The organism is Bifidobacterium callitrichos (assembly GCF_008698085.1).
Classification (GTDB): domain Bacteria; phylum Actinomycetota; class Actinomycetes; order Actinomycetales; family Bifidobacteriaceae; genus Bifidobacterium; species Bifidobacterium callitrichos.
In genome coordinates this window covers 967,568-987,250 of sequence record NZ_RZJP01000001.1, presented here as the reverse complement: position 1 = coordinate 987,250, position 19,683 = coordinate 967,568, and the positions used below count along the sequence as shown (strand labels likewise).

Sequence of the window (19,683 nt, the reverse complement as noted above, 5' to 3'; positions counted from 1 at the left end):
CATTGACTAATCAGTCAGTATGGGTAAGGATATCTTATCGTGAATAAATCATCTAATGGTCATGCCGATATGTCGATTTAGCATGATTCCGGCGCGGAATACATCGGCTGTGGGACGGCTAATGTTGAGGCTGGCGCCGATGGCGTCTGTGCAGGCTTTGGTGATGGATAGTCCGAGGCCGTGGCCGGGTTGGTTGGCCATGCGGGTTGCGTCTCCTCGATGGAATGGTTGGATGAGGTCGGCCGTGGCTTCGGGGTGGTCCGGCTGTCTTGTGGTGTTGGTGATGCTGATGGTGACGTGCTGCTTGTCGTCGTGGATGGTGCAGGCGATGGTGCCGTGGTCGGTGTTGTGGATGATGGCGTTGCGTATCAGGTTGTCCACGGCGAGCGAGAGGTAGCGCGGGTTCGTCTCGATGAAGGGGCCGTGGTATGCGACGAGTCCGTCGGCGTCGATGCGCAGGTGACGTGCCTGCGCCTGTTCGCGGTGGGTTTCGAGCGTGTCGCGTACGATGCGGGCGGGGTCCACGGCTTCCGTGCTGGTGTCGGGCACGGTCTGGATGCGGGAGAGTTCGAGCAGGCTGTTGATGAGTTCGCCGCTTTTGCGGTTCGCTTCGATGGCGTGGCGGATGGCTGGTCTGACGTCCTCGGGGAACCGGTCCTGGGCCATGAGCGCTTCGAGGCTGGTGCCGATGGTCGTGATCGGTGTTTTCAGTTCGTGGCTGGCGTTGCGGATGAACGATCGTTGCAGTTCGTTGGATTGCTCGATGCGGTCGAGCATCGTGTTGAGCGCGTCGGCGAGGCTGGCGGTCTCGGCGTCGGGATGATCGAGGCTGATGCGCCCGGCGGGATAGTCGGGGTCGAGTTGGCCGGCCTGGCGGCTGATGGAGTCGAGGTGTGCGGTGAGTTTGTCCGACAGGTTCCAGACGAGGAGCACGGCCAGGAGCGCGGATACGGCGAACACGGCGAGCGATCCGTAGCGCATCCATTGCACGACGCCGTCCCTGACGGTGAGCACCACGCCCTCCGTGCCGCCCTGTCCGGCGTTCGGGGTCGGAATGGTGCCGGTCACGTCGCAGGGGTCCGCGTTGCATGAGTCGGCCGTGCCGGGAACCCCGTCCTGGGGTGTTGCCGGTTCCGTCGTGATGGTGTTCTGGTTGCTGCCGGTGGCGATGGTGTCCACCTGATGCTGGAACGCCCAGTCGAGCGAGATGTTCTGCACGAGGATCACGGCGAGGAGCATGCCGAGCAGGAGCAGTCCGACGGTGACGGCGAGGCGGATGCGGAAGCTGGCGGGTTTGCGCGGGTGCGCGGCGTGCCCGGCCGGCTGGTTTGTCGTGTCGGTGTCGGTCATGGTATGCGGTATCCCTCTCCGCGCGACGAGGCGATGAGCGAGGGGTCGGGCAGCCTGCGCCGTAGCGAGTAGACGGCGGTCTTGACGAGGTCGGGCTGGTCGTGCGCCTCGGACGGCCACAGGGATTCGAGGAGGGCGCGGGTGTTGATCCACCCGCCGTCGGCGCGCAGCAGTTCCTCTAGGAGCGAGTATTCGCGGGGTGCGAGGTCGAGGGGCCGGCCGTCCGCGTAGGCGAGCCGTCTGACGGTGTCCACCGACAGACGTCCCCGTGAGATTACGGTGGGCGCGTCGTCGGCGTCGCCTCGGCGCAGGAGCGCGCGGATGCGGGCGAGGAGTTCGGGGTAGGCGAACGGTTTGGGCAGGTAGTCGTCGGCCCCGAGGTCGAGGCCGTGCACGCGGTCCTCGATGCTGCCGGCCGCGGTGAGCATGAGCGTACGCACGGGGATGCGCAGCCTGTCCACGGTGCGCATGACCTCGTCTCCGGAGAGCACGGGCAGGTCGCGGTCGAGGAGCATCACGTCGTATTCTCCCCGTGAGAGCAGGTCCAGCGCCTCGACGCCGGTGCCTGCCAGTCCGGTCGCGTATCCCTCGTGCCTGAGACAGTCGTCCAGCACTGCCGACAGGTCGGCGTCGTCCTCGACGATCAGGATCCTCGCCATTCTTATTGCCTCCGATTCCTCGCATGGTCTCCATGCGATTGCCTTCGTGCTCTCCATTGTGCCCGGTGTGGGTGTGCGTTAGGTGAGCGCGACACGCACCCATCGCACACGGAGAGCCGGCTGTAATGGGCATCGTCCGGCAGCCGCCGGGCCAAAGCATCGCCCCGGCAGCGGCGAACCCATGCAAGGGAGGAACACATGCGAACCATATCTGTATTCAGACTGGCGGCGGCCGCGGCGCTTGCCGCCATGCTGGCCGCGCCATTGTCGGCGTGCGGCCAACAGCAGCCGACGCAATCATCCGACGCGCCCTCCGCGACGACGTCGCAGGACGCGGCGCCGAAGACCGACAGCCAGGGCGGCGACGCGCCGCAGGGATCGAACCCGGCCTCGAAACAGGCTGCCGAACGATACCGCGACTGTCTCACGGCAGCGGGAGTGCCCGCGCAGATCATGGACGGCAACTGGGTCGTGCTCCAATGGACCGGCGACGGCTCCGGCTCGGTGTCCTCGGGGTCCACGGACGGTGACCGGGACAAGGCCATCAAGGAATGCCAGGCCAAGGTGCCCGACTACCACGATCCCGACTTCAACACCAAGTAGACAGACCGGCACCAGCCGATGGAAGGGGAAACCACCATGACCACCAGCACATCATCCATCCTCCGCCAAGAAACGCTGCGCAGGGCCGCCGCGCTGCTGTCCTGCATGGGACTGCTCGTCTCGCTGACGGCATGCTCGACGCCCTGGAGCCGGGACACGGCCGACGACGCGCAGACATCCGGCACCAGAATCGCGCCGAGCATGAGCGCCCTGTTCGACCAGTACCTCGCCAAGGACACACTCAGCCAGTTCGAGCGCGACGTGCTCCAACGGGCCAAGAAGACCGGCAAGATCAGCGCCGAGGACTACGAGACCGCGCACGACAAACAGGCCGCGTGCATGGCCGAGAACGGGTGGCAGGAACAGACCCGCAAACTGTCCAACGGACTCTACCAGACCACCGGCGTGACGCCGGTGCCATCGACCGACGCCGAAGTGAACAAGTACATGGAGGCATCCAACACCTGCTCCGAGGGCACCAGCAAGATCATCGAATCCCTCTACCAGCTCCAGCAGGGCAACCCGGGTCTTCTGGCCGACCCGTACGAGACCGCCGTGGAATGCCTGAAGAAAAGCAGCCTCGTCGATGACTCCTACACCGGACGCAAACTCGAAAACGCGTTGAACGGGGACGGAGCATCCAAGGGACTGCCGTTCGACGCCTCGTCGGACGCCGCCCAGTCATGCTTCACCGGAGCAGGCCTCGCCGTCAACATCGGCTGACGAACAAGCATCCGACGAAAGGAAACGACCACATGAAAACACGAATCCTGACCCCGCTGATCCTGACCGGGCTGGGCATGCTGTCCGCGGGCGTGCTCGTCACCGCGCTCGTCATCCCCACGCCCACACCCGACGGACTGTCCGCGGCCACGAGCCCAGACACCGTCACGGCCAGCCGCCAGCAGTTCGACGACGAACGGACCGTCGAGGCCTCGTTCGAGACCAGCGCGGAACAATCGATCACCTCGCGCGCCGCCGGCACCGTCAGCGAAACCCTGTGCACGCCCGGCCAAGCGGTCGAATCCGGCAAACGACTGCTGTCCGTGGACGGCAAACCCGTCATCGCCCTGCACACCGACACGCCCCTCTACCGCGAGATCGGCACCGGCGACACCGGGCCCGACGTGCTCGCCCTGCAACAGGAACTCGCCCGCCTCGGCTACAACGCCGAAGGCAACGGCACCTACGGGTGGCGCACCAAGGACGGCGTCAACCAGCTGCTCTCGCAGGCCGGCGACCGCAACCCCGACGGCAGGATCGGACCGGCCGACGTGGCATGGCTGCCCCAAGCTGCCGCCATGCCCACCCAATGCACGGCCGGACTGAACGCCAGCCTGACGGACGGTGCCGAAATCATGAAGACCGGCGGCCAGCTGACGGCCATCACCTTCCCCACGCCGGAGAACCTGAGGGAAGGCAAACGCACGTTCACACTCTTCGGCGTCAAGACCAGCCTCGACAAGACCGACGGCAGGATCAGCGACCAGAAATTCCTCGACCAGGTACAGGCCAGCGACGGCTACAAGACCACCCTCGCCGACCAAGGCGGCAAGAAACCCACCGCCACCCTCGCGCTCGAACAACCCATCGACGCGATCAAGGTCCCGCCCTCCGCCATCACCGGCCAGAACGGCACCCGCGCCTGCGTCTCGCCCGACGGCAAACAGGCCATCCCCGTCACCGTCATCGGCTCCGCCCTCGGCGCCACGCTCATCCAACCCGAACAATCCGACGCGACAATCGGCAAAGTCGCCCTCGGCCACAAACTCGACGACATCCAATGCCCCGCCGCAACGCAGCACTGACACAAGGAGGACGCGCATGAGCATCAGCATCCTGCCCCTCGAAACGGTCGCGGACCCCGTGCCGGCACGGCCAATCGACTCCGCGCGGCCCGCGGCCGGCGGAATACCGTCGGTCACGGGAGAACACGTGGGCCACCGGTTCGCGGACGGCCCCTGGCTGTTCCGCGACCTTGACTTCACCCTTACGACCGGCGAAGCCGTCGGCCTGTGCGGGCCGTCCGGCTCCGGCAAATCCACCCTCCTGTCCATCATCGCCGGCTTCGAGCCGCCCGCCGAAGGAACCATCCGACGCAGCCGGGTCAACCGCGTGCGCTGGGTGTTCCAGAACCCCCACGGCATGCCACGGCGCACCGCCATCGACCACGTCGTCCAACCGCTCCTCGGCCAAGGCATCGACCGCACGCAAGCCGAAGACGAAGCCATCGCCATCATGAGCACGTTCCACCTGACCAAAGTCGCCGCACGCGAGTTCCGTGAACTATCCGGAGGCGAAGCCCAACGCCTCATGCTCGCCCGCGCCATCGCCAGCAAACCCGACCTCCTCCTCGTGGACGAACCCACCGCCCAACTCGACCAGCGCACCGCCAACGACATCGACTCCACCCTCACCGGACTCGCGCAAGGCGACGCGATCGTCGTCATCGCCACCCACGACCCCAACACCCGGGCCGCGTGCACCCGCGTCATCGACCTCGCGTGGCACAACCCGAACCCCAACATCGACACCAAGGACGACACACGATGAAACCAACCGCCATCCTGTCCGAAGCATGGCGCAACATCGCCACCGGCACCACACGCGCCCTCGCCTGCGCCGGCATCCTCACCCTCATCGCAGCAGGAACCGCCGTATTCGACCTGACCGCCATCACCTCCCTCCAACACGAATCCCGACAATGGGCCACCAGCGCCGCCGCCATCCACATCATCTCCGGCAGCAAGCAAATCGACCCCACCACATGCGCAAACCTCACCCAAACCACCGGCACCACAGGCGACACCACCACGAACCCCATCCAAGCGGCCGGCGCGCTCAAAAGCAACGGGGAAATCACCCTGACCGCCATGCCCGCGGCCCCACTGGACGCATGGCAGGCCACGCCGGGACTCGCTAACGTGCTCGGCGTCGGAGCAAGAGAGCAAACCCAACCCGGCGTATGGATCTCCAGTCAACTCGCCGCCACCCTCCACGCGCGAGAAGGAGACGACCTGCCCACGACCCAGGGCGTCATGCACATCAGCGCGGTCTTCCCTTGGACCGACGACAGCCGTGACCAACGACTCGCCTACGCGATCATCACCCCAACACCCATCAACGCCGGCCAGCAATGGGACGAATGCTGGGCCACCATCAACCCCGCCAACCCCGACGCCGAAGACTTGCTCAACACCACCGCGACCGCCATACCCGGAGCCGCACCCGCCACCCAAACCAAACAAGCCAACACCATGCTCGGCACCAACCCTGACCTCGACACCCGCTACCGGCAGCGAACCACACGCCTCATGCTCGCCATCACACCCATCGCCGCATTCGCCATCGCCATCATGGCCACACGCGCACGACGCATCGAAATAGCCGACGACCTGCACATGGGAATACCCCGCCAAGGCATCCTCGCCACCAACGCGCTCGAAACCCTCGCATGGACCCTGCCGGCAATCCTCGCCGCCACCGCCATCACCTACACCACGGCCCGCTGGACCAGCGGACACGCCAACGCGATCACCCTGACAGCCATCCAACTCCCCGCACTCACCACAGCCCTCATCACCGCGCAAATCGGAGCCGTCATTGCCATCACCGCCATACACGACAACCAACTCTTCGCCTTCTTCAAAAACAGACAGTGAGCATGAGGAAAAGGTTCCGGTTCAGACTGCCATACGTCTTGATTAGAGGGCGAGCATGTTTTCCAATGACAAGCCCGCCCTCTATGCATTGCCCCTTTGTCGGGACGCTTGAAGTTTATCAGTTGTGGGTCACTTCCTGAGTGGGGGAATCCGCCATCTTGCAAATCCCGGGTTATGCTGTAGTAAAACCCTTTACTAAAGTTTGCGAGGAGGATGTCATGGCCACGCTCAAGGAAGTCGCGGAACGGGCCGGGGTGTCGCAGAGCACGGTGTCGCGCTTGCTGAACGACCCGTCGTTCTCCATCAAGGAGGAGACGCGCCGGCGGGTGCTGCGCGTATGCGAGGAGATGGGATACCGCAACGTGTTCCGTCCCGCGATCGCGGTGTTGGATGCCCCTCCGTCCGGGGAGGAATTGCAGGACGCATACTTCTCGGATCTGCGGAAGGTCCTTGTGGAGTGTGCAAAGTCGATGGAATTGGACCAGCCCACGTTCATCCGGTCCATACACGAGTTGACGGAACGTGCGGCGGAGTTTGATGGGTTCATCACCGTGGGCGCCACGGTGTTTCCCGAAGCGGACCTGCGCGCCCTGCATGCGGTGCTCCCGCATGGCGTGTGCATCGATACGAATCCGGCGCCGCACCTGTTCGACTCCGTACGGCCCGATCTGTCGCAGACGATGCTGGACGCCCTGGACGCGATGATCGCGGTGGGCCGCAGGCGCATCGCGTTTCTCGGCGGAGTGGGCAGCATCATGGGCATGCATGACTATCCCGAGGACATCCGTGAACTGTCGTTCCGCCAGTGGGCCGCGCACTTGGGATTGGGAACGGACGGATTGGTGTATTCGTCCGGCACGTTCACCGTGGAGAACGGCTACCGTCTCGCGGAGCAATTGGTGGCTGACCATCGTGAGGCCGGCAGCATGCCCGATGGCCTGATCGTGGCCGCCGACGTGCTCGCGGTGGGGGCGTTGCAGGCGTTGAATGCGCTGCGTGTGGCGGTTCCCGACGAGTTGGCTGTGGTGAGTGTGAACAACCAGTCGATCGCCCGGTACACGTCTCCGTCGCTGAGTTCGTATGCGATCGATCAAAGGGAGTTGGCCCGTATGGCGTTCTCCACCTTGATTGATGGGTTGAAGCATGAGCGGCGGGTGCGGCGTCACATCCTGCTGACGACCGAGCTGGTGCCGCGCGCAAGCTTCGTTCCTCGGGCGTAAGACGTCGTCTCGAAGACGGGCGGCACCGGTGTCGATTTTGCTGGAAGGAGTTTACTTCAGCTGGCGGCCGGCGCACCAGACGTGTTGGGCGGTCCAGTCGGTGGGGTCGAGGAGGTTGAGGTCGGCGGCGTATCCGGGGGCGATCAGGCCGAGCGGCGTGCCGGTGACGGGGTTGGCCCTGTCGAATCCGAAAGCGCGGGCCGGGGTGAGGGTGGCGGCCTCGACGGCGGCGACCGGGCTGAAGCCGAGTTCGTTGACCGCGCGCTGAACCGCGACCTCCAACGTCAAGGTGGAGCCGGCGATCGCGCCGTTGGACACGAGTCGGGCGTGGCCGTCGATGACGTTCACATCAAGTTTGCCGAGCTTGTACGCGCCGTCGGGGCAGTCGGTGGCGGCCATCGCGTCGGTGACGAACGCGATGCGGTGGGGCGCCAGTCCGAAGCCGAGCTTGACCATCGGGTTCTGGACGTGGAAGCCGTCGTTGATGAGCTCGATGGTGACGCGCGGGTCCTCGACCGCGGCCGGGATGGGGCCGGGTTCGCGGTGGTGCAGGCCGTTCATCGCGTTGAACATGTGGGTCATGATGCCGGCGCCCGCGTCGAAGCCGGCCTGGGCGGTGGCGTAGTCGGCGTCGCAGTGTCCGACCGCGGGCACCACGCCGGCGGCAGCGAACTGGCGGATGGCGCCGATGCCGTGCTCCAGTTCGGGGGCGATGGTGATCTGACGGATGCAGCCGAGCTTGCCGGCCGCGGGGTCGGCGCCCGAGGCGTCGAGCATGCGGTCCACGAGTTCGGGCACCGGGTCCTTGAGGCAGTTCGGGTCGTGCGCGCCCTTGCGCTTCAGGGCGAGGAACGGGCCTTCGAGGTGGCAGCCGAGGATGTCGGGGCGGGTGGCCATCTTCTCGCGCACGGTGCGGATGTTGCGGCAGATCACGTCCATCGGGTTGGTGATGAGCGAGAGGACCTGGCGGGTGGTGCCGTGCACCGCGTGGCCAGCGCGGGCCACGTCGATGCCGTTCGGGCCGTCGTCGAAGCTCTTCTCCCAGGCGCCATGGGCGTGGATGTCCACGTAGCCGGGCGTGAGGATGCGGCCGTCCGCATCAATAACCGCACCGTCCGAACCCGATGGAGCGGCCGGGTCGATGCCGACCGTGCGGCAGGCGTGCTCGAACGCCTCCTCGCCGCTGCCGTCCGCCGCCGCGAAACCGGTGGCCACGATCACGCCGCGCGCGTCCGAGACCACCCAATATCCGCTTTGCTCGCCGCGGGCGTCCACCTTGCGAGCCCCGCGGATCGCGACCGGACGGGCCTCGCCCTCCAACGCCGCCGTCACGTGCGCGACGATCTCACTTCTGTCCTGTGTCATGATTTCCTTCCTATATGCGTTCGGGCTCCTTCTTTGCGGAGAAAGAAGGAGCCCGAACCGTTCGATTGCCGTCAGATGCCCTGCCAGGCCGGCTTGTGGGCGAAGGCGTAGCGGTAGTAGTCCTTGTGACGCAGGCGGCTGGCGGCCTCCTCATCCACGATGATCGTGGCGTGCGGGTGCAGCTGCAGCGCGGAGGCCGGGCAGAACGCGCTCACGCCACCCTCGACGGTCTCCTCGATGGCCTCGGCCTTGCCCGAGCCGAACGCAAGCAGCACGAGGTGACGGGCCTTCAGGACCGTGCCGATGCCCTGCGTGATGCAGTGGGTCGGTACCTGGTTGATGTCGTCGTCGAAGAAGCGGGCGTTGTCGATGCGCGTCTGCTCGGCCAGGGTCTTCACGCGCGTGCCGGAGGCGAGCGAGGAGCCGGGCTCGTTGAAACCGATGTGGCCGTCGGTGCCGATGCCGAGGATCTGCACGTCGATGCCGCCCGCGGCCTCGATGGCCGCGTCGTAGGCCGGGCCGGCGGCGGCGATCTTGTCGCCGTCTTCGAGCGGGGCGCCGTTCAGCACGTCGCCGGGCACGTGGACCTTGGCCGGGTCGAGGCCCAGGGGCTCGACGACCGTGCGGTGGATGGTGGAGTGGTAGGACTGCGGGTGGTCGAGCGGCAAGCCCAGGTACTCGTCGAGCGCGAAGCCGCGCACCTTGGAGACGTCGATGTGCTCCTCATGCACGATCTTGGCGAGGGCCTGGTAGGCGGCCAGCGGGCTGGAGCCCGTGGCGAGTCCCAGCACCGCGTCCGGCTTGGCCTTGATGAGGTCCGCCACGCAACGGCCGTAGATCTCGCCGGCCTCCTCCTCGTTCTTGACGATGATCACTTCAGCCATGATTGATTGTCTCTTTTCTGTGGGTGTGTTTTGGGGAATATGCACGGGCGGCGGCATGGTGGTGCATGCCGCCGCCCGTTGCCGGTCAGATGAGTTCGAGGTTCACGTCGAGGGTGAGCGGCCTGCCTGCGGGCAGCTGGTAGGCCGTGTGGACGGGGGCTCCCCAGGAGTCGTCTCCGCCGACGCCCATCTGCGCCGCGAGCAGACGCAGGTAGTTGTGGCGCGGGGCGGGCAGGTCCTCATGGCGGCGCGCGGCTTCGATCATGTAGGTGTTCCATGGCAGCAGGCTGGCCGTGAAGTGACGGTCGCCGCGCTGGCTGACGCGCAATCCGTGGCCTTGGATGTCGGTGGCTTCGAGCCAGCGGACGTCCTCGTGGCTTCCGGTTTCCTGCACCATGAGATACGGCGCCATGCTCGCCTCTGAGGTGGTGTCCCAGATGCCGAGCTTGCCGCCCTGCTTGCGGTCGCGGTAGGTTTCCTCGGGGCCGGGTCCGTAGTAGCGCAGCTGCGTGTATTCGCCGGGCAGTTCCCATTCGACACCGAACGCGGGCAGGCTGGCGGCGTTGGTGACACCGCCGGGGTATTCGACGGTCAATCGCATGCGCATGTCGGACGTGATGCGGTAGGCGACCGTCACGGGCGTGTGGCCCGGGTCGGCGAGCTCGTACCGGTATTTGGCGGTGAGTCCTCCGTCGTCGGATTGCGTGATGCTCGTATCGGTCACGATGGCGTAGCGGCCGGCCGCGAACCATGCTGCACGGTCGAATCCGGAACGGTTACCGCGGTCGTTGTCGGTCAGAGGGCGGAAGGTGACGAGTTCAGGGCGACGGATGACCATTTCCCGTCCGTCCCGCGTCCAGGAGACGATGCCTCCCTGGGTGCGCGACAGGAGGATTTCCTCGTCGTCGCGGCGGATGCCCGCGTTCCACCGGCCGAGCGTGACCGTCGCGCGGCCGTCGTCGTCATAATCGGTCTCGGTGATGTCCCGTTCGGGGTTGAGAGTGCCGGTAAGCTGGCCGAACGCGAGCTCGTAGCCGGCCGGCGCCCATGCAGTGGCTTCGGCGAGCAGGAGATCGACCTCGTAGGTGACCTCGCGCGTATTCCCGTCCGTGTCGATGTCGGGGAAGGCGATGTCATGGCGTTGGGTGTCTCCGGCGGCCACGTCGAACCGGTAGTCGGCGTGCCAGATCTCGCGCCCGTCTTCGAGGAGCCGTGCGGCGAACACGTAATCGTCGGTGCCGATGAACAGGTTGCGGTTCTCGATGGTCACGCCGTGTCCGTCGGGGGTGAGCTTGATCGGCGAATACAGCTGCTTGACCTCCTGCGCCTTGGGGCTGGGCGTGCGGTCGGCGAACACGATGCCGTTGCCCACGAATTCGTAGTCGGTCGGCCGGTCGCCCCATTCTCCGCCGACGCTGAGTCGTTCGCTCCCGTCGGGCAGGCGCTGGACGAGCCCCTGGTCGATGTAGTCCCAGATGAACCCGCCGGAGTAGCGCTCGTACTGTTCGAGGTCGATGAACTCGCTCAGGCCGCCGCACGAGTTGCCCATGGCGTGCATGTACTCGCAGCTGACGAACGGCTTGTTCGCCGCGCCACGCTCGTCGCCGTGTTCGAGCCAGTCGCGGATCTCGTCCGGCTTGGCGTACATACGGCTTTCGAAATCGCTGATCCCATCGTAGGCGTGGTTCCAGTTGACGCCTTCGTAGTGGACGGGACGGCCCGGGTCGAGCCGATGCGCGTGCATGCTCATGGCCTTGAGGACTTCGCCCGCGTAGGATTCGTTGCCCAGCGACCAGACGAGTACGCTGGGATGGTTGCGGTCACGCATGATCATGCTGTCCAGCCGGTCGATGCATGCGCCCAGCCAGGCCTCGTCGTCACCGGGGACGGAGGTGCCCACGGGGATGTCGCCGGGGCTGTTCCAGCTGCCGTGGGTCTCCAGGTTGGTCTCGTCGATCAGATAGATGCCGTATTCGTCGCACAGCTCGTACCAGCGTGACTGGTTCGGGTAGTGCGAGGTGCGCACCGCGTTGATGTTGTGGCGCTTCATGAAGCGGATGTCCCACAGCATGTCCTCTTCGGTGACGGCGCGGCCGCGCCGGCAGTCGAACTCGTGGCGGTCCACGCCGCGGAACACGAGGCGCTTGCCGTTGAGCTTGAGGACGCCGTCCTCGATGGCCACATGCCGGAAGCCGATGCGGGTGCGCGCGGTCTCCAGAACCGTGCCGTCCGCGTCGAGCAGGGTGACGGACAATTCGTACAGGTCCGGGCGTTCGGCGCTCCAGGGGGCGGCGTCGTCGATCTCGGCTTCGGCGTGCAGCGTTCCGGCCGCTTCCGTGGCGGTGCGCCAGACGATGGTGCCGTTCTTGTCTCGCAACGCGAGGTCGGCCGTCGCGGCGTTCGTGGCGCCGTCGATCAGCACGTCCAGCGAGAGCGATCCGATCGACGTGGCAGGCTCCCAATCGGCTTCGGCGTGGATGTCGGAGACGTGGGCGGCGGGTCTCGCGTTGAGCTCGACGGAGCGGAACAGGCCGTGCAACCGCCAGAAGTCCTGGTCCTCCAGCCAGCTCGCGCTCGAATACTCGTAGCAGGCGACCGCCAGCACGTTGCCGTCCTTCCTGACGACGTCCGTCACGTCGAACTCGCTGGGCGTGAAGGAGTCCTCGGCGTAGCCGACGAACGCGCCGTTGAGCCACACGTAGATGGCGGTGGCCGCGCCCTGGAAGGTGAGCGTCACCGTGCGGCCCTCGCGGATGGCCTGGGCGACCGCGCCCTCCGCGGCGAACTTGCGTCGGTAGACCGCCACATGACCATGCTCGGGGATGGCCGGGGCCTTCGGGTCCTCGTGGCCGTCCCACGGGTACTGCACGTTCACATACTGCGGGTCAAGAAGCCCCGCGGTCTCCAGATGCGAGGGCACCCGCACGCGGGGGAACGACGAGTCGTCGAAGCCCGGCGCGGCGAACAGCGGCGACACGTCGCTGATCCAATCCGGCCCGTCGCTCGTCCCGTCGGGGAAGCTGTTCGCCGGCGCCGTCTCGACGCGGACCCGCCATTCGCCGTCAAGGCTCTGCGTGAGATCCGTGCCCTCGCCGCCGGAGGGGGCGTACGACCAGCACGCATGGTCGGAATGGGCGTCGAGCCGGTGGACCGCGTACACGCGCGGGTCGGCGAGCCATGCCGTCGTCGGCATGGACGGGGAGACGATCGGATCGCCGTTCTTCCGCTGATCGTCGGTTGTGTTCATGATGTCCTCGCTTTCGCATCGGATTGCGTCGCGTCGTTGCCGCCGCAGTGCGGGAGCCCTCGAATGTGACTCCTTGCACAACGATGATAAAGATATTTACTAATTTACGCAACTTCTTGCGCATGCCTCGATGGTGACTGCGAGAACCTGTGCAAATCCATTGATTGCAATGATAATTCGGCTGCTACGGTGTCTTTTCGCCCGTGCGTCGCGTCGAATCGTCGAATGCGATTCGTTGGCGTTGCTTGCGACACGCGGTAAAGTTTTTTACTTTTTTGAGAAAGTTCTATACTCGCGTCTTGCGGGATCGGAGCTGTTCCCGCGCACGGATTCTTTACAGGTCGCAAGGAGGCCAGCACACCATGAGCGGATCCACCACACAGCGCACGGCGACGCCCGGACAACCGCAGGCAGCGCCCGCGAGGAACATGGGCCAGAAGATCGCATACGCGTTCGGCAATCTGGGACAGGCCGCGTTCTACAACACGATGAGCACGTTCTTCATCACGTTCGTGACCACCGCGCTGTTCATCGACGTGGACAAGACGCTGGCCGCGCGCCTCATTGCGGTGATCACCGGACTCGTGGTGGTCATCCGCATCGCGGAGATCTTCCTCGACCCGCTGCTCGGCAACCTCGTGGACAACACGAACACCCGCTGGGGCCGGTTCCGCCCCTGGCAGTTCATCGGCGGCCTCGTGCCCGGCATCCTGCTGATCATGGTGTTCACCGGCCTGTTCGGCCTCGTGGACGTGAACACCGGCGTGTTCATGGTCCTGTTCGTCATCGTGTTCATCCTGCTGGACGTGATCTACTCGCTGCGCGACATCTCCTACTGGGGCATGATCCCCGCGATCTCCTCCGACTCGCACGAACGCAGCACGTACACCGCGCTCGGCGCGTTCACCGGATCCATCGGCTACAACGGCGTCACCGTCATCGTCGTGCCCGTCGTCAGCTGGTTCACCTGGAAGTTCACCGGCCAATGGGAGCAGGGCCGCACCGGCTGGGCCGCGTTCGCCATCATCATCGCCGTGCTCGGCCTGTTGACCGCGTGGAGCGTCGCGTTCGGCACCCGCGAGAACCAGGGCGAGCTGCGCGCCAAGGCCGAGGCCAACGGCAACCCCATCGAGGCGTTCAAGGCCATCGCCCAGAACGACCAGCTCCTGTGGGTCGCCCTGAGCTACCTGCTGTACTCCGTGGCCAACGTCGCCACCACCGGCGTGCTCTTCTACCAGTTCAAATACGTGCTCGGCGCGCCGGACAGCTTCTCCATCGCCGGCGTCATCCCGGTCATCACCGGACTGGTCACCACGCCCCTCTACCCGGTGCTCAACCGCCGCATCCCGCGCCGCTGGCTGTACACCGCCGGCATGGCGTTCATGATCGCCGGCTACACGCTGTTCATCATCGCGCCCATGAACCTGCCCGTCGTCATCGTCGCGCTCGTCCTCTTCTACCTGCCCGCGCAGACCATCCAGATGACCGCCATCCTGAGCATGACCGACTCCATCGAATACGGACAGCTCAAGACCGGCAAGCGCAACGAGGCCGTCACCCTCTCCGTGCGCCCGATGCTCGACAAGATCGCCGGCGCGCTGTCCAACGGCATCGTGGGCTTCGTGGCCGTCGCCGCCGGCATGGTCGGCAACGCCACCGCCGCCGACATGACCGCCGCGAACATCCGCACGTTCAAGACCTGCGCCTACTACCTGCCGCTCGCCGGCATCGTCGCCAGCCTCGTCGTCTTCCTCCTGACCGTCAAGATCGACGAGAACATGCACGACCACATCGTCGAACAGCTCGAAGAACGACTCGCCTCCGAGGAAACCGACAAGCAGTAAGCAATCAGGGCAGCAAGGGAACGGCCCGACGCGAACGGTTTGAACCGTTGGCGCCGGGCCGTTGCCATGCCCGCCGGGGAGAGAAGAAGGAAGAGAACCGGCGGGGTTCCGGCCGGATTGTCGTCCGGCCGGAAGAATCATCGCGGCAGAAAGCGGTCCCTGCCGCTTCGGTCAGACCACGGATTGCCCGCCGGGAACCGAATCCACGGTTTCGACGGCATCCGCGTCGGCGTCCTCGGCATCGACGGGTTGCATCGTGCCGGAGTGACGGCCGGCGGCGTTGTTCCCGCGCCTGAACCTGCGGGCGGCGACCAGTCCCACGCCGACGGCGAGCAGGGTGATCGCCGCGGCGATCACGCCCTGGATGGCGGCGCCGGTGTGGGCGAGCCCGGTCCGGTAGCCGTTCCAGTCGTCGGTGTTGCTGACCACTTCGGTGTCGGGGCAGACGAGCCTGCCGTCGATCGTGACCGCGTCATCGGGTGCGGACGTCTCGTCCTTGCCGTCGAACGGATCCGGGTCGGAGACGACGCATTCGATCAGAGGCGTGCCGGTGACCGTGGCGCGGTCGGTGTGATGGTCGGTCACGCCCTTGAGGACGCCCTTGACCTCGACGCTTTCGCCGGGCTTGAGGATGCGGCTGTCCCAATCGGCGGGGTATTCGAGGTCGGTCACCCGGCCGTCGCCGGCGACCAGTTGGTCCTTGAGGTTCAGGTCCTTGGTTCGGTACCATGCGCCCTGCTTGGTGTCGGGGTCGGCGGTGCTGGTGTTGGTGATGGTGAACACGATGCGCGTGTCGCCCTGCATGGCCAGCGCGTCCTTGACCTGGTCGCGGTCGCCGGCCGGCCAGCCGGAGGCCTCGTCCCATTTCTCGATCTTCAGGCTCGGGGTCATGTCGGGCGTGTGCGTCTCGACCTGGTTGGAAGGCCGTTTGGTGCCGTTGATGGTTTCGTCGAACCGGTTGGCGATGTGTTCGCCGGTCTTGACGCGCTTGCACTGGATGAACGCGGTCCATGCCTGCTCGCTTTCGTCGTTGCCGCTGACGAGATCGAGCATGCGCTGGGTCGCGGTAACGGTGACCACGCCCTTGTCGTCCTGCGCGAGGGTGAACAGTTCGCCACCGTACACACTGGCGTCGAAGCCGCTGCCGGCGATCTTCACGCCCTTGCGGGCGATCACCCTGCCCTGCTCGGTCAGGTCGCGCATGGCGTATACGGCCCATTGGCCGGTGTACTGGTCATGCTCGGCGTCGAGCGGGTCGGTGATGCTCCAGTCGGTGACCTTCTGGTAGGCGCGGTGCGCGGGCAGCACGGAGCTGTCGAGGCGATAGAGGAACAGGCCGTTGAGGTACACGCTCCGCTTGTCGATGGATTCGCCGTCCACCCTCACGACCACGTCCTTGGACGGGTTGACGGGTTTGAGGGGGTTGGCGACCTCGTTGGTGTCCTTGCGGGTGTCGTTGACGACCTGCGTGGCCTTGTTCCTCACGATATGTCCGTCGGTGACCTTGATGACGGTCATCGGCAGGATCACCTCGTAGCTCGTGCCCAGCATCGACTGGTCGATGGCCGGCTCCTTCAACGGGTCGTGGTCCTTCTTTTCGGCGTATTCCTTGAGGTTCTTGGGCTGGGGATCGCCCTTGATGGTCTCGCCGGTGGCCGGCACCTTCGTGTCCGCGGTCTTGGCGTACACGTAGGCGACGCCGTCGATCGCCGCGATGTTGAACTTCGCGGTCACGTCCTTGCCGGTCGCGGTGTCGGTGACCTCGATGCGCTTGGCGTCGAGGGAGAGGTATTCGTCGTCCCAGTCGTCGGTCATGCCGAGCCTCCAGACCTTGTAGGCCTGGTTGGTCTGCTTGGCGTCGATGGTCACGCGGTAGTAGATCCGGTCGCCCAGCAGCGCGGTCTTGCCGTCGATGCTGATGGACGGGTCGGCCTGGGTGTCCTTCTTCACCGGCGTGAAGTCGGGCGGCTCGTTCCATACCTTGTTGCTCGGGGTGATCATGTTGTTCAGGGTCAGGGCCCACTGGTTGCCGATTTTGGTGTCCGTGGGCGCGTCCTTGGCGACCGTGCCCTCGAAGCGGACGATGATGCGCGGGTTCGCGCCGTTGCGCCAGTTGGTCTTCACGTACCCGTCGGAGAACACGAGGCGCACCGCGTGCTGCGAGTCGTTCCACTGGGTCTCGTACTCGGTTTTCGGGATGAACCTGCCGGTGGACAGGTCGGTGACCTCCAAGGTCTGCTTGTCCACTTCAAGATGCTCGTCATAGGTGTCGGTGACCGCTACCTCGCTGACCGAGTACGCGAGATTGCCGGGCAGGTGGGGCTGGGTCTCCAGACGGTATTCCAAGCGTTGGCCCGGGTAAACGACTCTGCCGTCCACGGACGCCTGGTCGCCTCCCTGCGAGGATTCGCCGACCACGTCCTTGACGACGGGCGGTATGTAGCCGCAGATCTTCGGCTCGTTCGTGGGGATGGTGTGCGTGTTGACGGTCTGGGAGCCCTTGTTCGTCAGCGCCTTGTCGTCCGGCGCGGTGCAGAACGACAGTTCGTCGCTCGCCTGCTTGCCGAAGTCGTCGCGTACCTGGCCTGCGCCCTTGCCGTTGGCGTAGGCCGCCTTGCCGGGAATGAGCAGCGTGACCTGCTTCGCGGTCTTCAGTCCCTTCAATCCCTCGCGGTAGGCCTGGCCGGCGGTGGCGGTCACCGTGGTGCCTTCCATCGTGATCGCCCACTGGTCGGTGACGTCCCTGCCGTGGTTGGCGATGTCGGTGACGCTGGACTCGCGATCGGTGCCGGCATCGGCCTCGTACACCTTGATCTTCGACTTGTCGTCGGCGTCGAACAGGTAGTCGGCGGCCGACCAGTCGTCCGTGAGCGTCAGAGCCTCCGGGGCCTGGATGAGGTTCTTGGCGATGGTGCCGTTGACCACCGAGGCGACCCGGTCCCCGTCCAGAAGCGTCATATCGTCGGCGCCGGTCCGGTTGGTCTCCTTCGGGTCGATGACCGCCTCCCACTGGCCCTTCGCGTTCAGGCGGATCCAGCTCTTGTCGGGATTCGGCCGCCACGTATCGAACTGTTTCGTTCCGGCGTCGGCCTCGGGCTCGTGGTTCCACTGGCCCCACGCATGGTCCCTGACCTGCTGGAAGTCGGAGGGCTTCGACACGGTCACGTCGAAGCTGAACTCGTAGACATGGTCCATGGGCATCTCGCCCTTGTCCGCCGAACGAGCGGCCGACACCGTGTTCGACGCCTTGTCCCAATTGATCTCGAACTCGCCGGAAACGTCGCGGTTGCCGTCGGTCCTGTCGATGAGCCTGTAGTTGTCCACGGAGTATTCGACGCCGTTGGGTTCGATCACGTCGCGGAAACGCATCTCGTAGCCGCCGCGGCCGGTGCCGTACGTGATGGTGGTGCGGTTCGTCATCCGGTCGGCGCTCACGCCGTCCTCGATCTTCTTGACCGGGGGCTCGGGCGGCACCGAGCTCACCTTCCAGGATTCGGCCGGGTCACGGTCCGCGGTGTCCACGGCCGTCTGCATGCGCCCCTGCTTGGGCACCTGGATGTCGATCCAGTACGAGCCCTCGGCCCAGTGTTCCATGCCGAAATCCTTCGGCGAGGCGAGATTGTCGAGCTGGGTGTCCCCATTGCTGGAGAAGCTGATCGGCTTGCTCACGCTCTTCGCGGGCAGATAGGGGCCGTTCTCGTAATGGATGATCGCGGTGCCGTTCAACGTCTCCTTGATCGCGGAACCGCCGTTGTCTGCATGGATGACGTCGCCGATCGGGTCGGTGGAACCGACCTGCATGTCGGTCTTCTGCTTGTGGCTGGTGGTCACGTTCAGCTTGTAATCGACCGGCGGCTGGTTCTGTGCCAGCACGATCACACGGAACGAGGCGTTCGGGTTGGAGTCGATCGACTCCTGCGCCAGCGAGTCAACACTGCGTGTGCCGAGCTTGTCCTTCCACGTGGTCGAGGTCGAGTACTTCTGGCCCTGATACGTGTAGTCGCCCTTCGCCTCGGCCTTCCACTGCGCTTCCCAACGGTTCTTCGCGTTCGAACTCACATAGCTGCCATTGAACGAACCATCCGCCAATCGCACGTAGCCCACCGCCACCAGACGGCAATCCGCGTTCCCATCACCCGTATAGGAACGCCGGCACTCATCGATCGCGTCGCTCAAAGTCTTGTTCATGTTCACGAACTGGTTCTGCCCGTTCGCCAGATCGGACGACAGACGCACCTTCGCGTCACTCAACGCCATCTTCATGCCATCCAGCGTGGCCGGCCACGAATCCTTGTAGATCCAATGCACATCGGCCGTCTGCGTCGGACCACCGCCCGAACCGCCACCGTCCTCACCGGAACCGCCGCCACCGTTATCGGCCAACGCGACCGGAACCAAGCAGGCCAGCAACGCCGCGGCGGCGGTGATCGACGCCACCACGCCGACGCCCTTCTTCCCGAACCTCATACGAAATCCTTTCCCACATACGACAGAAGCGCCCCTCTCCGGGAAAGGGAGGAGACGGGGACTCCAGAACCCGCCTCCTCCCGGGTCCCTGGAAGAAAAGCACGCCCGTGAACCCGACGGCCGGCCGTAGGGCTCCGAACGCACCATCAGCATCACTCCGCATCGAGTGATGCTGCGGCGGACATGTGACGAAGATTGGCAACCCGTTCATGGATGAAACATGACGCGGGTACTACATTTAGTGCATTGCTTTGCTTTGGATACTAGATGTACGGAGTGTTCTGTATCTTTACGAAAGGCGATATATTCGCTACAATTAGCGATGTTAAAAGCCACCATTGCCTCTCACTGAAGCACACTAGGGTGGCATTTTTCTTATCGG

13 protein-coding genes are annotated in these 19,683 nt (G+C 65.2%); 7 read left to right on the top strand and 6 right to left on the bottom strand.

The window, feature by feature from the left end; all coding sequences use genetic code 11:
• Positions 1 to 48: 48 nt before the first annotated feature.
• Together EMB92_RS04265 and EMB92_RS04260 are read right to left on the bottom strand one after the other, a co-directional pair.
• Entirely contained in the window at positions 49 to 1,350 is a 1,302-nt protein-coding gene (locus EMB92_RS04265; RefSeq protein WP_150393859.1) for a sensor histidine kinase, read from the bottom strand.
• Positions 1,347 to 2,009, bottom strand: coding sequence for a response regulator transcription factor (locus EMB92_RS04260; RefSeq protein WP_107043669.1), 663 nt, complete (start codon positions 2,007 to 2,009; stop codon positions 1,347 to 1,349). The genes EMB92_RS04265 and EMB92_RS04260 overlap by 4 nt, the downstream gene beginning before the upstream one ends.
• A gap of 198 nt (positions 2,010 to 2,207) precedes the next feature.
• Between EMB92_RS04260 and EMB92_RS04255 the strand changes: the two genes are divergently transcribed.
• From EMB92_RS04255 to EMB92_RS04230, 6 genes are all read left to right on the top strand, one after another.
• Positions 2,208 to 2,612: a hypothetical protein gene (locus EMB92_RS04255; RefSeq protein ID WP_107043668.1), complete on the top strand. Its 405-nt coding sequence runs from the start codon at positions 2,208 to 2,210 to the stop codon at positions 2,610 to 2,612.
• 36 nt (positions 2,613 to 2,648) lie between these two features.
• Positions 2,649 to 3,335, top strand: a complete 687-nt coding sequence (locus EMB92_RS04250; RefSeq protein ID WP_107043667.1) for a hypothetical protein — start codon at positions 2,649 to 2,651, stop codon at positions 3,333 to 3,335.
• Between the two features lie 32 nt (positions 3,336 to 3,367).
• The gene (locus EMB92_RS04245; RefSeq protein ID WP_043164830.1) at positions 3,368 to 4,420 is read left to right on the top strand and encodes a peptidoglycan-binding protein; all 1,053 of its coding nucleotides are present in this window, start codon (positions 3,368 to 3,370) and stop codon (positions 4,418 to 4,420) included.
• 16 nt (positions 4,421 to 4,436) lie between these two features.
• The gene (locus tag EMB92_RS04240) at positions 4,437 to 5,165 is read left to right on the top strand and encodes an ATP-binding cassette domain-containing protein (protein WP_043164832.1); all 729 of its coding nucleotides are present in this window, start codon (positions 4,437 to 4,439) and stop codon (positions 5,163 to 5,165) included.
• A complete protein-coding gene (locus EMB92_RS04235) occupies positions 5,162 to 6,274 on the top strand; it encodes a hypothetical protein (RefSeq protein WP_043164834.1) in 1,113 nt (370 codons plus the stop codon). Before EMB92_RS04240 ends, EMB92_RS04235 begins: the two co-directional genes overlap by 4 nt.
• 218 nt (positions 6,275 to 6,492) lie before the next feature.
• Positions 6,493 to 7,494 (top strand): LacI family DNA-binding transcriptional regulator, encoded by a 1,002-nt coding sequence (locus EMB92_RS04230; protein ID WP_043164836.1) that lies wholly within the window; start codon positions 6,493 to 6,495, stop codon positions 7,492 to 7,494.
• A 51-nt stretch (positions 7,495 to 7,545) separates the two neighbouring features.
• Here the strand turns inward: EMB92_RS04230 and nagA are convergent, their stop codons facing one another.
• From nagA to EMB92_RS04215, 3 genes are all read right to left on the bottom strand, one after another.
• Positions 7,546 to 8,859, bottom strand: coding sequence for an N-acetylglucosamine-6-phosphate deacetylase (gene nagA / locus EMB92_RS04225; protein WP_150393858.1), 1,314 nt, complete (start codon positions 8,857 to 8,859; stop codon positions 7,546 to 7,548).
• A gap of 71 nt (positions 8,860 to 8,930) precedes the next feature.
• The gene (gene nagB, locus EMB92_RS04220) at positions 8,931 to 9,743 is read right to left on the bottom strand and encodes a glucosamine-6-phosphate deaminase (protein ID WP_055427681.1); all 813 of its coding nucleotides are present in this window, start codon (positions 9,741 to 9,743) and stop codon (positions 8,931 to 8,933) included.
• 85 nt (positions 9,744 to 9,828) lie between these two features.
• The gene (locus tag EMB92_RS04215; RefSeq protein WP_150393857.1) at positions 9,829 to 12,990 is read right to left on the bottom strand and encodes a beta-galactosidase, LacZ type; all 3,162 of its coding nucleotides are present in this window, start codon (positions 12,988 to 12,990) and stop codon (positions 9,829 to 9,831) included.
• Positions 12,991 to 13,352: 362 nt separating this feature from the next.
• Between EMB92_RS04215 and EMB92_RS04210 the strand changes: the two genes are divergently transcribed.
• Positions 13,353 to 14,834: a glycoside-pentoside-hexuronide (GPH):cation symporter gene (locus tag EMB92_RS04210; protein WP_043164844.1), complete on the top strand. Its 1,482-nt coding sequence runs from the start codon at positions 13,353 to 13,355 to the stop codon at positions 14,832 to 14,834.
• Positions 14,835 to 15,005: 171 nt separating this feature from the next.
• Here EMB92_RS04210 and EMB92_RS04205 read toward each other — a convergent pair whose 3' ends face one another.
• A complete protein-coding gene (locus tag EMB92_RS04205; RefSeq protein ID WP_150393856.1) occupies positions 15,006 to 19,301 on the bottom strand; it encodes an LPXTG cell wall anchor domain-containing protein in 4,296 nt (1,431 codons plus the stop codon).
• Between the last annotated feature and the right edge of the window lie 382 nt (positions 19,302 to 19,683).

Bases quoted from the DNA above. Each gene is read 5' to 3' on its own strand.
- EMB92_RS04205 (WP_150393856.1), bottom strand. From the start codon at position 19,301: ATGAGGTTCGGGAAGAAGGGCGTCGGCGTGGTGGCGTCGATCACCGCC.
- EMB92_RS04210 (WP_043164844.1), top strand. From the start codon at position 13,353: ATGAGCGGATCCACCACACAGCGCACGGCGACGCCCGGACAACCGCAG.
- EMB92_RS04255 (WP_107043668.1), top strand. From the start codon at position 2,208: ATGCGAACCATATCTGTATTCAGACTGGCGGCGGCCGCGGCGCTTGCC.
- nagA (WP_150393858.1), bottom strand. From the start codon at position 8,859: ATGACACAGGACAGAAGTGAGATCGTCGCGCACGTGACGGCGGCGTTG.
- EMB92_RS04260 (WP_107043669.1), bottom strand. From the start codon at position 2,009: ATGGCGAGGATCCTGATCGTCGAGGACGACGCCGACCTGTCGGCAGTG.
- nagB (WP_055427681.1), bottom strand. From the start codon at position 9,743: ATGGCTGAAGTGATCATCGTCAAGAACGAGGAGGAGGCCGGCGAGATC.
- EMB92_RS04250 (WP_107043667.1), top strand. From the start codon at position 2,649: ATGACCACCAGCACATCATCCATCCTCCGCCAAGAAACGCTGCGCAGG.
- EMB92_RS04265 (WP_150393859.1), bottom strand. From the start codon at position 1,350: ATGACCGACACCGACACGACAAACCAGCCGGCCGGGCACGCCGCGCAC.
- EMB92_RS04235 (WP_043164834.1), top strand. From the start codon at position 5,162: ATGAAACCAACCGCCATCCTGTCCGAAGCATGGCGCAACATCGCCACC.
- EMB92_RS04215 (WP_150393857.1), bottom strand. From the start codon at position 12,990: ATGAACACAACCGACGATCAGCGGAAGAACGGCGATCCGATCGTCTCC.
- EMB92_RS04245 (WP_043164830.1), top strand. From the start codon at position 3,368: ATGAAAACACGAATCCTGACCCCGCTGATCCTGACCGGGCTGGGCATG.
- EMB92_RS04230 (WP_043164836.1), top strand. From the start codon at position 6,493: ATGGCCACGCTCAAGGAAGTCGCGGAACGGGCCGGGGTGTCGCAGAGC.
- EMB92_RS04240 (WP_043164832.1), top strand. From the start codon at position 4,437: ATGAGCATCAGCATCCTGCCCCTCGAAACGGTCGCGGACCCCGTGCCG.